Here is a 13,688-nt window from a genome sequence, read left to right as displayed (position 1 = left end):
ATGGATGTGTTCATGGCCATCGTGCAGATACTCGACTCGACGATACGCCTGTCGGTGCCGTTGCTGCTCGCCTGTCTCGCCGGCCTCTATTCCGAACGCGCCGGTGTCTTCGACATCGGGCTGGAAGGCAAGATGCTGGTCGGCGCCTTCGCCGGCGCCGCCGCCGCGTCGGTCATGCATTCGGCCCTTCTCGGCCTCGGCATGGCGATCGTGATGTCGGTCGCCTTTGCACTGGTGCATGGCTTTGCTTCGATCACGCACCGCGGCAACCAGATCGTCTCCGGCGTGGCGATCAATTTCATCGCTGCTGGTTCGACCATCATCCTCGGCCAAGCCTGGTTCCAGCAAGGCGGGCGCACGCCAGCACTGCAGCCGGGCGAGCGCTTCGAGGCCATCACCTTGCCCGGCGCCGATACTGTCCGCGACGTGCCGATCCTCGGACCGATATATGCCGAGCTTCTGTCCGGCCACTCCATCCTGGTTTATCTCGCATTCGCGATGGTGCCGTTTACCTGGTGGGTGCTGTTTCGCACCCGCTTCGGCCTGCGCCTGCGCGCGGTCGGCGAGAACCCGGCCGCCGTCGACACCGCCGGTATCTCTGTCGCCTGGCTGCGCTACCGGGCGCTGATCTGCACGGGTATATTGACCGGCATTGCCGGCGCCTATCTGTCGATGGTGCAGAATGGCGGCTTCGTGAAGGACATGACTGCCGGCAAGGGCTATATCGCGCTGGCGGCGCTGATCTTTGCCAAGTGGAGGCCGGTCAATGCCATGTTCGCCTGCCTTCTGTTCGGCTTCCTCGATGCCGCGGCGATCCGCCTGCAAGGCACGCCACTGCCGCTGATCGGCAAGGTGCCGGTACAGTTCATGCAGGCACTGCCCTATATCCTCACCGTCATCCTGCTTGCCGGCTTCATCGGCAAGGCGATCCCGCCGCGCGCCGGCGGCGTGCCTTACGTCAAGGAACGCTAAGCATGATCCCGAACCACAGGTCCGCGTCAGCGAAAAGTGGGACCCGGTTTTCGGACAAGATCATGCGAGAGAAAGACTAAATGGCTCATGATCTGTTCGAAGCGGCGCAAGCCGCCATGGCCAAGGCCTATGCGCCCTATTCGAAATTCCCGGTCGGGGCTGCGTTGCGCACCGAGGACGGCCGGGTTTTCGTTGGCGCCAATGTCGAGAACGCGTCCTTTCCGGAAGGCTGGTGCGCCGAAACCACAGCGCTCGGCCACTACATCATGGGCGGCGGCGGCAAGATCACCGAGGTTGCGGTGATCGCCGAGCGCACAGGCAAATGCTCGCCCTGTGGCGGCTGTCGTCAGCGACTCGCGGAATTCTGCCAGCCGGAAACGAAACTCTATCTCTGCGACAATACCGGCGTGGTCGAGACCATGACCATGGGCGACATGCTGCCCTACGGCTTCCGCGGCGACATTTTGAAATGAAGAACTGGTGAAATGAAGAGCTGGCTGAAATGAAGGAAGCGCTGGATCATCTCGTTGAACGGCTCGACGGCTTGGCGCCGACGACAGCGCTGGTGCTGGGCTCGGGCCTAGGCGGCCTTGTCGACCAGGTCGCGGACGCGGTGCGCATTTCCTACGCGGATTTGCCGGGCTTTCCCAGAAGCGGCGTCACTGGCCATGCCGGCGAGGTGGTGGCGGGGCTTTTCGCCGGCACGCCGGTGCTGATGCTGTCCGGCCGTGCCCACTATTACGAGCACGGCAACGCGGCGGCGATGCGGCCGGCGCTGGAAGTGCTGGCGGGCATCGGCATCACCAAGCTGATCCTGACCAATGCCGCCGGTTCGGTCGATCCGGAGATGGGGCCTGGCTCGGTGATGCTGATCACCGACCACATCAATTTCTCCGGGTCCAATCCTCTGATCGGCGAGCCGAGCGACCGGCGTTTCGTCGGCCTGACCGAAGCCTATGATGCCGGCATTCGCTCGGCGATCGAGAAAGCGGCGAAGGCAACGCGCACGGCGCTGCACAAGGGCGTCTATATGTGGTTTTCGGGCCCATGCTTCGAGACGCCGGCCGAAATCCGCATGGCGCGCATCATGGGCGCCAATGCGGTTGGCATGTCGACCGTGCCGGAGGTCATCCTTGCCCGCTTCCTCGGCCTGCGTGTCGCCGCCTGCTCCGTCGTCACCAACCTTGCCGCCGGGATGACCGGGGCAGAGCTCTCGCATCAGGAAACCAAGGACATGGCGCCGATCGGCGGCGCGCGGCTGGCGACGATCCTTAGCCGTGTGTTCCAGGATGGGCTGCCGGAGAGTAAGGTCTCGGCCTGATGCTTCCGCAAGAGATTATTCGCCGCAAGCGCGACGGCCAGAAGCTGTCGACGCAGGAGATCACCGGCTTCATCGAGGGCCTGACATCCGGCACCGTCTCGGACGGCCAGGTCGGCGCTTTCGCCATGGCGGTGTTCTTCAACGGCATGAGCCGCGACGAGGCGGTGGCGCTGACGCTGGCCATGCGCGATTCCGGCGACGTGCTCGACTGGTCGGACCTGCCGGGACCGGTCACCGACAAGCATTCGACCGGCGGCGTCGGCGACAATGTCTCGCTGATGCTGGCGCCGATCGTCGCCGCCTGCGGCGCCTATGTGCCGATGATATCAGGCCGGGGTCTCGGCCATACCGGCGGCACGCTGGACAAGATGGATGCCATCCCGGGCTACATCAGCCAGCCCGACATTGCGCACTTCCGCAAGACGGTGCTCGAAACCGGATGCGCCATCATCGGCCAGACCGCCGACCTGGCGCCCGCCGATCGCCGGCTCTATGCGATCCGCGATATCTCGGGAACAGTCGAATCGGTGCCGCTGATCACCGCCTCGATCCTGTCGAAGAAGCTCGCCGCCGGCCTGCAGTCGCTGGTGCTCGACGTCAAGGTCGGCAACGGCGCCTTCATGGAGAAGTCGCGTGACGCGACTGCATTGGCCAACAGCCTGGTCGAGGTCGCCAATGGCGCCGGGCTGAAGGCCTCGGCACTGGTCACCGGCATGAACGAACCGCTGGCGTCAGCGGCCGGCAATGCGGTCGAGGTGCGCAATGCGGTCGACTTCCTCACCGGCCGGGTCCGTGACAAGCGGCTGGAGGATGTGACGCTCGCGCTGGCGGCCGAGATGCTGCAGTCGGCCGGGCTGGTGTCGTCCAACCAGGACGGCATGCGGCGTGCCGCCGAGACGCTCGCCGGCGGCCGCGCCGCCGCCATCTTCGCGCGCATGGTGGCCGCCCTTGGCGGTCCCGCCGACTTTGTCGAGAAGCCGGAAAAATATCTGCCGAAGGCGGCAACGGAGTTCGCGGTCAAGGCGACGGCCAACGGCTTTGTCACCGGTATCGCCACTCGCGACATCGGGCTCGCCGTCGTTGGCCTTGGCGGTGGGCGCACGCGGCCGGATGACAGGATCGACCATGCCGTCGGCATCACCAGGCTGTTGCCGGTCGGTGCGGAAGTGCGGGCCGGCGAGGCGCTGGCGCTGGTCCATGCCCGCACGGTATCGGATGCGGAGGCGGCGGCCGCCGCTGTGCTTTCCGCCTATACGATCGGGGCTTCGAAGCCTGCGGCGGACAAGAGCGTGATCCGGCGGATCCTGCCGCGCGGGTAGGCAGAGGCGGGAAGGCTCTTCTACTGGACGAGCAGCAGCGTGCCGTTTTCGACCTGGTATTTCCCAAGCCGCTGCAGAAAGCTCATGCCGATCAGGTTGGTGCGCAACGCCCGATCGTCAAGCACGACGGCCTGGATGTCCTCGACCGTGATCTTGCCGATCTGCAGGCGATCGATGCTCACCACGGCTGCCTTGATGACGCCGTTGGCGGTGTTGACCTGCTGGTTGAAGTCCGCCTGGTTGAGCGAAATGCCGATCCTGCGTGCCGTCGATGTGTTGATGGCAACCAGCGTGGCGCCGGTGTCGATCAGGCCGTCGACCTGGCGGCCGTTGAGCTTGAACGAAGTGGTGAAATGCCCGCGCGCGTCCGCCGCGACCAGAACCTTGCGGCCGAGCGGTTGCTGTAGCGGCGGCTTGTCTGGCACCGCGGCCAGCTTCAGTTGCGGTTCTGTCGCACGCTTGGCCTCAGCCGCCGAATTCGACTGGCTGTCGAACATTTCAGGATTCGATTGATAGGCGAACGGGATCAATACCGACGCTGCGGCAAGCACGCAAAAGATGAGAACTGTGCGCAGCATGGGTCGGCCTTTGTGTGCGCCGACCCTAATCCCGACATGGTGTTTGCGGCTTTAACACGCGCCGAAACCGCGCCGTTGCGTAAACGATCGGTAAACGGCCGTCACGATTATTTCGTCCCGTACATGCGGTCGCCGGCGTCGCCGAGGCCGGGCATGATGTAGCCTTTCTCGTTGAGCTGGCGATCGATGGAGGCGGTGAAGACCGGAACATCCGGATGCGCCTTGGTGAAACGCTCGATGCCTTCGGGCGCCGCCAGCAGGCAGAGGAAGCGGATGTTGGTGGCGCCGCGCCCCTTCAGCTTGTCGATGGCCGCGATCGCCGAATTGGCGGTGGCCAGCATCGGGTCGACGACGATCACCAGCCGGTCGGCGAGATCGCTCGGCGCCTTGAAGAAATATTCGACCGCTTCCAGCGTTTCGTGGTCGCGGTAGAGGCCGATATGGGCGACGCGCGCCGCCGGCACCAGATCGAGCAGGCCTTCGAGCAGGCCGTTGCCGGCGCGCAGCACCGAGGCGAAGACCAGCTTCTTGCCCTCCAGCGTCGGCGCTTCCATGGTTTCGATCGGCGTTTCGATGGTGGTCGTGGTCAGTTCGAGGTTGCGGGTGACCTCATAGCCGAGCAGCAGCGAGATCTCGCGCAGCAGCCGCCGGAAGCCGGCCGTCGACGTCTCCTTCTTGCGCATGATGGTCAGCTTGTGCTGGACAAGCGGGTGGTCGACGACGGTGACGCCCTGCATGGTGTTCTCCTAAATGCATGTCGCCCAAAAGCGCGCGCATAGATCCATTCGGACGCGCTGCGCTACAGGCTGCTGGAATGACCCTAGCGACAATGCGCCGGCCAAGGAACCGCCTGACCCGCACCGACCACAGTTTTGTCGGGAGAAATCAGCGCGCGGCGCCGTTGAGCCTGGCGAGCAGCGCGGTCTTGGTCTTGCGATCGACGAAGGCTGCCTCGATGGCGGTCCGGGTGACCGCGGCGAGCGCCTTGTCGTCCATCGCAAAATGCTCGGCGGCGATGGCGTATTCGCGCTTCAGCGACGTCCAGAAATAGGGCGGGTCGTCGGAGTTGAGCGTCACCTTGCAGCCCGCTGCTTTCAATGCCGGAAAGGGGTGGTCGGCGAAGCTGTCGAAAACCTTGAGCGCGATGTTGGAGCCGGGGCAGCATTCGAGCACGACGCCTTCGTCGGCAATGCGCCGGACAAGGGCGGGGTTCTCGATGGCGCGCACGCCGTGGCCGATGCGCGACGGGCGGATGTGGTCGAGCGCCGCCTGGACACTCTCCCAGCCCATCAGTTCGCCGGCATGGACGGTGATGCCAAGTCCGGCCTCGCGGGCGATCTCGAAGGCCCTGACATAGTCCTCGAAGTCGCCCATGCGCTCGTCGCCGGCAACGCCGAAGCCGGTCACCAGCGGATGCCCGCAGCGTGCCGCGAACCGGGCCGCCTGCTCGATCGATTCGACGCCGACATGGCGCACGCCGGTGACGATCATGCGGCCCTCGATGCCGGTCTTGGCCTTGGCGCGGGACATGCCTTCGCCGAGCGCGTCGGTATAGGCCTTGGGCGACAGGCCGGCTTTTTTGGCGTGGTCCGGCGAGGTGAAGACCTCGGAATAGATGGCGCCGTCGCGGGCGAGACTGGTCAAATAGTGATCGGCCAGCCGGGCATAGTCCTCTTCCGTCCGGAACAGGTCGGCGGAGAAATCATAGGCGGCGAGGAACGAGGTGAAATCGTGCCAGACGAAGGAGCCGTTCTGGATGTAGGGTGAGGTGTCCTTGCCGTACTTTTGCGCCTGGCTGATGACGAGTTCGGGCGCTGCCGCCCCTTCGATGTGGCAGTGCAGTTCTGCTTTCAAAGGCATTCAATCATCCCGTCAGGTCAATCCGGGTCGTGGCCTCATAGGCATCTTGCCACGACAAGGAAGCGCGGCCGAACACCGCGCCTTAAACAATAGCGCCCGCACCATCGATCGGCTATGGTCCCGCCGGTTTTATGACGGATCAAAATAATGTCAGTTGAGAGAACCACGGCCGCGGGCGGCATGGAAACCTCCTATGGTTTCAAGCATGTAGGGGCAGGCGACAAGCAGTCCCTGGTCAACGACGTTTTCCACAAGGTCGCCAACCGCTACGATCTGATGAATGATTTGATGTCGGCTGGGCTGCACCGGCTGTGGAAGGACGCCATGGTGACATGGCTCAATCCGCCGAAACGGCCAGGCTGGAAGGTTCTCGATGTTGCCGGCGGCACCGGCGACGTCGCCTTCCGCATCGTCGAGGCGAGCCAACGCAATGCCCATGCCACGATCCTCGACATCAACGGCTCGATGCTCGCGGTCGGCCGTGACCGGGCTGAGAAAAAAGGCCTTTCCGACAACACCGATTTCGTCGAGGCCAATGCCGAGGAATTGCCTTTCCCCGACGCCACCTTCGACGCCTATACGATCGCCTTCGGCATTCGCAACGTGCCGCGCATCGATGTGGCGCTCAGTGAAGCGTTCCGCGTGCTCAAGCCCGGCGGGCGCTTGCTGTGCCTCGAATTTTCCGAGGTCGACATGCCGCTGCTCGACAAGGCCTATGAGGCCTGGTCGTTCAACGCCATTCCCAGGATCGGCAAGGCGGTCACCGGCGACGGCGAGCCTTATTCCTATCTGGTCGAATCGATCCGCAAATTTCCCAACCAGCAGAATTTTGCTGCCATGATCACCCGCGCGGGCTTCGACCGCGTCTCCTTCCGCAACTATTCGGCCGGCATCGCCGCCCTGCATTCGGGCTGGAAGCTTTGAGGCTGGCCCGTATTTTTCATGGTCGATGTGCTCAGTGCCGGTTTAGGAAACCGGCAGGGCAAGTGCAGCCATGAGCACAGTCGGCGCTGCTTTCCGGCTCGGACGGGCCGGCTGGGTGCTCGTGCGCGAGGGTGTCGTCGCCGCCTTGCCGGGCGACGAGCTTTCCGGCCTGCCTAAATTCGGCTGGCGCCTGGCGCGGCTTTTCACTCGCCGCCGCGCGCTTGCCTATGAACGTGGCGACCGGCTGGCCAAGGCCGTCGTTCGGCTTGGTCCGTCCTACGTCAAGCTCGGCCAGTTCCTGGCGACGCGGCCCGACGTCGTCGGCAACGACATGGCGCTCGATCTCGCCATGCTGCAGGACAAGATGCACACCTTTCCGCAGGCAGAGGCGGTGGCCGCGATCGAGGCCTCGCTCGGGCGCAAGATCGGCGAGCTTTACATCCGCTTCGGCGATGCCGTCGCCGCAGCCTCGATCGCCCAGGTCCACACCGCTGAAACCCTGCGGAACGGTGTCGCGACCCAGGTGGCGGTAAAAGTCATCCGACCGGGCGTGCGCCGCCGCTTCTTCCACGATCTCGAAAGCTATTTCCTCGCCGCCCGCCTGCAGGAAAAATACATCCCGTCGTCGCGCCGGCTGCGGCCGGTGGAGGTGACCGAGACGCTGGCGCAGACCACCAAGGTCGAGATGGACCTGCGGCTGGAAGCAGCAGCGCTTTCGGAACTTGGCGAGAACACCAAGGACGATCCCGGCTTTCGCGTGCCGTCCGTCGACTGGGAGCGCACCGGCCGTGACGTGCTGACCATGGAGTGGGTCGACGGCATCAAGATGAACGACATTGCCGGCCTCGCGGCCGCCGGCCACGATCTGAAAACCATCGCCGGCAATTTGATCCAGTCATTCCTGCGCCATACGCTGCGCGACGGCTTCTTCCATGCCGACATGCATCCGGGGAACCTGTTCGTCGAGGCCAACGGCACCATCGTTGCCGTCGATCTCGGCATTGCCGGCCGGCTCGGCAAGAAGGAGCGCCGCTTCCTCGCCGAAATCCTCTATGGTTTCATCACCCGCGACTACCTGCGTGTCGCCGAAGTGCATTTCGAGGCTGGCTATGTGCCGCGCCAGCACAATGTCGCGGCCTTCGCGCAGGCGATCCGCGCCATTGGCGAGCCAATCCATGGCCAGCCGGCCGAAACCATCTCGATGGCCAAGCTGCTGACGCTGTTGTTCGAGGTCACCGAACTGTTCGACATGGCAACGCGGCCCGAACTGATCCTGCTGCAGAAGACCATGGTGGTGGTCGAAGGCGTCGCCCGCACGCTCGACCCGGCCTTCAACATGTGGAAGACGGCCGAGCCTGTGGTCGGCGACTGGATCGCCGGCAATCTCGGCCCGCGCGGCATTCTGGTCGACGCGCGCGACGGCGCCAAGGCGATGCTGGCGCTGGCCCGCCAGGCGCCGGAACTCGCCGCCCGCACCGAGCGCCTGTCGCGCGAGATCGACCTGATGGCCGAGCACGGCCTGCGCTTCGACGAGGCGACGTCGCGCGCCATCGGCAAGGCCGAGGCGCGTTACACACGCTCCGGCCGGATCGCCCTGTGGGTGATCGCGCTGACGCTGATCTATGTTGCGTGGCGGATTTTCTGACAGCCTGCCGTGAGCGGCTTGCCTCGAATTGATTGCATTGCTAGCATTGCATGCGGCAACGGTTTACAGAGTGCAATCACATGGCCAATATCACGATCCGTAATCTTGACGACGAGGTCAAGGAACTGCTGCGGCGGCTTGCTGCAGAGAACGACCGCTCGATGGAGGAGCAGGCGCGGGTGATGATCCGGGCCGCGGTCGAGGGCCAGGTCGCTCCGGCGGGCCGCATCGACGAGATCGAAAGGACGCTGCGTGAACTGACAGGCTCGCGCCAGCAGGCGGCGCCCAATGCTGCCGTATCAGGCAAGGTCGCCCTGAGAGGCAGCCTCTCCGGCAAGCGCATCCTGCTCATCATCGGCGGCGGCATTGCCGCCTACAAGACGCTCGACCTGATCCGCCGGCTGCGCGAGCGAGGGGCTGCGGTGCGGGTGGTGATGACGGCGGCGGCGCAGGAGTTCGTGACCACGCTTTCGGTCGGCGCGCTTTCGGCAGACCATGTCTTCACCGAGCTGTTCGACCGCAATGACGAGCACGATGTCGGCCATATCAGGCTGTCGCGCGAGGCCGACCTTCTGGTGGTCGCGCCGGCTACCGCCGATTTGATGGCGAAGCTTGCCAATGGCCATGCCAACGATCTGGCCTCGACCGTGCTGATCGCCACCGACAAGCCGGTCTTGATGGCGCCGGCGATGAACCCGAAAATGTGGTCGCATCCGGCGACACGGCGCAACCGCGCAACGCTCGGCAAGGACGGCATCGCGTTCATCGGCCCGGCCAAGGGCGAGATGGCCGAAAGCAACGAGGCCGGCGAAGGCCGCATGGCCGAGCCGCTGGAGATCGCGGCTGCGATCGAAGCGCTGCTCGACAGCAGGCCAAAGCCGCTGGCCGGCAGAAAAATCATCGTCACCTCAGGGCCGACGCATGAACCGATCGACCCAGTGCGCTACATCGCCAACCGTTCCTCCGGCAAGCAGGGCCATGCCATCGCCGCTGCCCTGGCTAGGCTTGGCGCCGATGTACGCCTCGTCTCCGGTCCGGTGTCAATCGCCGATCCGGCCGGCGTGACGACGCTGCATGTCGAAACGGCGGCGCAGATGAAGGACGCGGTCGAACAACTTCTGCCGGCGGATGCGGGCGTGTTCGTCGCGGCGGTCGCCGACTGGCGCACGGCGAATTCGGCCGGCGAAAAGATCAAGAAGGTGGCGGGCGAGGGGCCGCCGGCGCTGCAGATGGTTGAAAATCCGGACATTCTCGCCGGCGTCGGTCATCACAAGATGCGGCCCGGCCTGGTCGTCGGCTTCGCTGCCGAGACGCAAGACCTCGTCAACAATGCCGAGGCCAAGCTGAAGAAGAAGGGCGCCGATTTCATCGTCGCCAATGATGTCTCGCATGACAGCGGCGTCGGGTCTTCCGGCGTCATGGGCGGCGATCGCAACCGGGTGCGGATCGTATCGAAGGCCGGCGTCGAGGAATGGCCCGAAATGAGCAAGGACGAAGTGGCAACCCGGCTCGCCGCGTTGATCGCGGAGCGGCTGAAGACAGTCGTAGTCTGACTATCTACCCGGTTGCTTCCTGGGGCCGGTCGACCGCCGCCGAAATCTTCAGAGCTGCCAGGCAGCCCAAAATCCCGAGCGGTATGAAGGCGAGGAACAGCCAGGCCGCGACGTTGGCTGCCGCTTCGCGGTTCAGACCTTCGGAAAAACCGCTGGCGTTGGCGACGATGCCGGTCAGGGCGGCGCCCACCGCATAGCCGATGCGCTGCATGGTCGGCACGGCGGCCGAGGCGATGGTCTGCTCGTCGTTGCGCGCCGACGCGACGATGACGCGGGTGAGGAAGGGCCAGGCGATACCAAAACCGCCACCCTGCAGCAGGGCGCAAAGCAGGATCAGCGGGATTGAGCCCGCCGGCACCGTATAGGCGAAACCGGCGATACCCGCCGCGATCATCACCGCGCCACCGACAATGATCAGCCGTTCGCGCTCCGGCGGCGCGTTGGCGACGAGAATGGACAGGATCGACCAGGCGATCGATTCGGCGGCGATGATGTAGCCTGTGGTCAGGATCGGAATGTCGTGCAGGCTGGTCAGGATCAGCGGCCCGTAGACGCCGAAGGAGCAGGTCGCCACCGAAAAGGCGGCGACCATGGTCATGCCGGCGCCGACCGGCGAGCGCCATGAGAACAGAAGCGACGGAAACAGCCGCGAGCGCGGCTTCAGCGCGTCGACGCGGACAAACAGCGCAAGCCCGATCAGGCCGAGGATCAGCAGCAGCGAGGAGCGCAGCAGGGCGATGTCGACGCCGGCAGTGGCGATCAGCACAACGCTGACGGCGAGGCAGCCGAGAGCGGCGTAGGGGAAGGGCGGTGCTGTGCCGATGATCGCCTGCGGCCTGGTTGCCTCGGGGGTGTCGAGCACGATGAAGCTCGCCAGCGCCATGGCGGTGCCGCCCAGCGTGAAGATGCCGAAGGCCCAGCGCCATGACAGCAACTCGGTCATGACAGCGCCGAGCAGCGGCCCGCTGAAGGCGGCGACACCCCAGATTGCCGACATGACGCCGAACAGTTGTGGCCAGATGGCGCGCGCAAACAGCCGCTCGACCGAGACGAAGGCCAGCGACACGAGTGCGCCGCCGCCAAATCCTTCGATCAGCCGGCCGCTCAGGAACAACGGCATGGAAGGTGCCGTCGCGCAGATCAGCGCACCGGTCGCATAGAGCAAGGCGGCGACGACCATGTTGGTGCGCAGCGGGACATAGCTCACCAGTCGTCCGGCGGCCGCACCGGCGACGATGGCGCCGAGTTCGTAGATCGCCAGCGACCAACCGACCAGCTGTACGCCGGCGAGGTCGCCAACCATCGCCGGCATGATTGTCGCCACCATCGTCTCGTTGGTGGCGTGCAGCAGGATGCCGAGGCTGATGAAGCAGAAGCGGGCGAGGTCGCCGCTCGCCCACAGCGCGCGCCAGTCCACTCTGTTTTTGCTGATCTCGGTCATCATTCTTACCCTGCCTTGCATATCTCTATGTCGTCGCATGGCACCAGAAGCCAGTGAGGATTTCCGGCGGGGCCATACGCGCTGCTTCAGTCAGGGCAGGCTTCTAAAACCTCAACCGTGGTTGAGTTCAAGCGACTTTTTTTGTGAGACGTTCGCGATTGGTAGAGAGCATCTCAACTTCGTCATCCTCGCGTCTCCGCGACGCCGCTTCGCGGCTGCTTCGCCCGTGGATGACGAGGCGTCAATTCGCCGTACTGCGCAGCTGGAACTGGCTGACGCCGATGGCGATGTTCATGCCGGTCTGCGTCTGCAGGCTGAGCGGCTGCAGCGTGAAGGCCTGCGAGGAGCCGCCGACCAAGAGATTGGCGCCGGCGCCGACCGCTGCCGTCACTTCGGCGCTGGCGCCGACATAGTCGCCGGCCAGCGCGCCCGGTGCATAGATGTTCTTCAGCGGCGTCAGCACCAGCCACTGCATCACCGTCTGCTTGGTCGTGCCGATATCGAGGCCGTATTTGTTGACGACGCCGAAATAGGCTTCCGGCGCGAAGCTCTTGTCGGCAGGGGTGAAGGTGCAGCTCAGATCCTTGGTCGAGCCGAAGATGAAACCGGTGCCGCCGCCGATGGCGCAATCGAGCGTGCCGAGCTCAATGCCTTGGTCCTGCGCATGAGCCTGTCCGGCAAGTGCGGCGGCAATGATTGCGGCGGCGATAACGGTCTTGAGCACGGCGGTTCCCCCAAAAGCATGCGGCGCGAAACAGTATCCTGTTCCGCGCCGCGCGTAGAGGGGCCAAATGCCCTTACTTGAACGAGTGGATCAGCTCCAGCGAGGTCACCGCGACCGCCAGGTTGACGCCGGTCTGCGCCTGCACGCTGAGCGGCTCCAGCATGAAGGCACTGTCTAGGCCGCCGACGAGAAGGTTCGCACCGCCGCCGGTCACCACGCTGGCCTCGGCATTGACGCCGTAATAGTGGCCGGCAAGGTCGCCCTCGTCATGGCTGCGGGTGGCGGCCAGAACCGCCCACGCCAGTTGGCCCTGATGTGTCTGGCCGACATCGACGCCGAGCTTGGAGATCATCCCCGTATACTGTTCGGCCGGCCCATGATGATAGGGACGGAAGGTGCAGGCGACTCCCTTGTTCGACGTGACAACGTAACCGACGCCACCATCTATGGTGCAATCGAGTGTGCCCAGCCGGAGCGTGCCGGCGTTGACGGGCGTGGCAAGAGCGGTGGCGGCGAGCGCTGCGGCACAGCAGAGTTTCTTGATCATGGGACAGGTCCTTTCGCAAATTGTTTTCAACAACGGTTGAATGGCCCGGAGCGTTCCGCCGAAAACTTGGCGCGATCAAGGCAAGGGTTAACGCTTTGCCTTCGGTGGTTAAGATGGGGTGACAGTGGTGGTCGGAGCGCTCAGTGGCGCCACAGACGCCCAAGCGCTGACCAGGCCTTGTCCAGAGGGCCTTGGTCCGGCAGGTCGATCAGCACCGTGCCATGGAAATCCTGGGGATAGCGCCGGTAGAAGTCGATATCGTTGACGATCCGCCGTCCACGAATGGCGCGACGCATATCGGGATGCGGCTTCAGCGGCGGATGGGCCAGCTGACTTGCTTGCTCAGCCAGCTCGTCAAAATCCTGGTGCGTGAGATCATCGACGTCGTAGGCGATTTTCGAACGGACATAGCCATTGGCGTTGATGCGACAGGCAATGAACTTCAGCATCTCCCAGATCGGGTCCTGGTTATTGTCCGATCCGCCGTTCTCCACGGCCAGGATGAGGTAAAAGGCTGGCTGCCCCAGCCAGAACATGGTCAGCGCCGTGGCCTTGTCGCATTCCGGCTGGCGCGCGATCCAGAACAGCGGGTCGATGTCCCAGTCCCAGTTGAAGTCCAGCACGGCACGGTGCCAATCATCGGGCGAGGCATTTTCAAGCCAGGCGATCTGTTGCTTGATGTCGTTCTCATCCATCGCCATGCCACTCGCGTCCCGCAGCTGCTGATGCCGACCTTTGCCTATTCGCGCCTTGCACATTGGCACGCAAAGGTTGCGATTTTGCTGCGCGGCGCGCTTTAAGGCT

Annotated in this window: 14 protein-coding genes; 7 read left to right on the top strand and 7 right to left on the bottom strand. The window is 64.4% G+C overall.

Going from position 1 to position 13,688, the window contains the following annotated elements:
• From AC1DVW_RS24705 to deoA, 4 genes are all read left to right on the top strand, one after another.
• Complete coding sequence (locus AC1DVW_RS24705) at positions 1-972, top strand: ABC transporter permease (protein WP_477248578.1); 972 nt, start codon at positions 1-3, stop codon at positions 970-972.
• Between the two features lie 80 nt (positions 973-1,052).
• A complete protein-coding gene (gene cdd, locus AC1DVW_RS24700; protein WP_477248577.1) occupies positions 1,053-1,445 on the top strand; it encodes a cytidine deaminase in 393 nt (130 codons plus the stop codon).
• A 29-nt stretch (positions 1,446-1,474) separates the two neighbouring features.
• Positions 1,475-2,293, top strand: a complete 819-nt coding sequence (locus AC1DVW_RS24695) for a purine-nucleoside phosphorylase (protein ID WP_477326593.1) — start codon at positions 1,475-1,477, stop codon at positions 2,291-2,293.
• Complete coding sequence (deoA, locus tag AC1DVW_RS24690; protein ID WP_477248572.1) at positions 2,293-3,612, top strand: thymidine phosphorylase; 1,320 nt, start codon at positions 2,293-2,295, stop codon at positions 3,610-3,612. The genes AC1DVW_RS24695 and deoA overlap by 1 nt, the downstream gene beginning before the upstream one ends.
• A 20-nt stretch (positions 3,613-3,632) precedes the next feature.
• On the opposite strand, the gene AC1DVW_RS24685 is transcribed toward deoA, so the two are convergent.
• The 3 genes from AC1DVW_RS24685 to AC1DVW_RS24675 all read right to left on the bottom strand — a co-directional run bounded on the left by AC1DVW_RS24685 (position 3,633) and on the right by AC1DVW_RS24675 (position 6,050).
• The gene (locus AC1DVW_RS24685; RefSeq protein ID WP_477326591.1) at positions 3,633-4,190 is read right to left on the bottom strand and encodes a TIGR02281 family clan AA aspartic protease; all 558 of its coding nucleotides are present in this window, start codon (positions 4,188-4,190) and stop codon (positions 3,633-3,635) included.
• Between the two features lie 107 nt (positions 4,191-4,297).
• Positions 4,298-4,927, bottom strand: a complete 630-nt coding sequence (upp, locus tag AC1DVW_RS24680; RefSeq protein WP_095084682.1) for a uracil phosphoribosyltransferase — start codon at positions 4,925-4,927, stop codon at positions 4,298-4,300.
• Between the two features lie 148 nt (positions 4,928-5,075).
• Entirely contained in the window at positions 5,076-6,050 is a 975-nt protein-coding gene (locus AC1DVW_RS24675; protein ID WP_477326589.1) for an adenosine deaminase, read from the bottom strand.
• 147 nt (positions 6,051-6,197) lie between these two features.
• Between AC1DVW_RS24675 and ubiE the strand changes: the two genes are divergently transcribed.
• The 3 genes from ubiE to coaBC all read left to right on the top strand — a co-directional run bounded on the left by ubiE (position 6,198) and on the right by coaBC (position 10,172).
• Positions 6,198-6,974, top strand: coding sequence for a bifunctional demethylmenaquinone methyltransferase/2-methoxy-6-polyprenyl-1,4-benzoquinol methylase UbiE (gene ubiE / locus AC1DVW_RS24670; protein ID WP_477273350.1), 777 nt, complete (start codon positions 6,198-6,200; stop codon positions 6,972-6,974).
• Positions 6,975-7,044: 70 nt separating this feature from the next.
• Positions 7,045-8,619 (top strand): 2-polyprenylphenol 6-hydroxylase, encoded by a 1,575-nt coding sequence (ubiB, locus tag AC1DVW_RS24665; protein WP_477326587.1) that lies wholly within the window; start codon positions 7,045-7,047, stop codon positions 8,617-8,619.
• An 80-nt stretch (positions 8,620-8,699) separates the two neighbouring features.
• Positions 8,700-10,172 (top strand): bifunctional phosphopantothenoylcysteine decarboxylase/phosphopantothenate--cysteine ligase CoaBC, encoded by a 1,473-nt coding sequence (coaBC, locus tag AC1DVW_RS24660; protein WP_477326585.1) that lies wholly within the window; start codon positions 8,700-8,702, stop codon positions 10,170-10,172.
• Positions 10,173-10,176: 4 nt separating this feature from the next.
• On the opposite strand, the gene AC1DVW_RS24655 is transcribed toward coaBC, so the two are convergent.
• The 4 genes from AC1DVW_RS24655 to AC1DVW_RS24640 all read right to left on the bottom strand — a co-directional run bounded on the left by AC1DVW_RS24655 (position 10,177) and on the right by AC1DVW_RS24640 (position 13,642).
• Entirely contained in the window at positions 10,177-11,613 is a 1,437-nt protein-coding gene (locus AC1DVW_RS24655) for an MFS transporter (RefSeq protein WP_477326583.1), read from the bottom strand.
• A gap of 241 nt (positions 11,614-11,854) precedes the next feature.
• A complete protein-coding gene (locus AC1DVW_RS24650; protein WP_477326581.1) occupies positions 11,855-12,337 on the bottom strand; it encodes a DUF992 domain-containing protein in 483 nt (160 codons plus the stop codon).
• Between the two features lie 73 nt (positions 12,338-12,410).
• The gene (locus AC1DVW_RS24645) at positions 12,411-12,884 is read right to left on the bottom strand and encodes a DUF992 domain-containing protein (RefSeq protein WP_477326579.1); all 474 of its coding nucleotides are present in this window, start codon (positions 12,882-12,884) and stop codon (positions 12,411-12,413) included.
• A 140-nt stretch (positions 12,885-13,024) separates the two neighbouring features.
• Positions 13,025-13,642 carry a DUF4274 domain-containing protein gene (locus AC1DVW_RS24640; protein ID WP_477326577.1) on the bottom strand — a complete coding sequence of 206 codons (618 nt, stop codon included), beginning with the start codon at positions 13,640-13,642 and terminating at the stop codon, positions 13,025-13,027.
• Between the last annotated feature and the right edge of the window lie 46 nt (positions 13,643-13,688).

The sequence above is a fragment of the Mesorhizobium sp. P3_B5 genome (assembly GCF_056402815.1).
The sequence above is the reverse complement of the archived record's forward strand: the minus strand, read 5'-3'. Positions and strand labels throughout refer to the sequence as shown.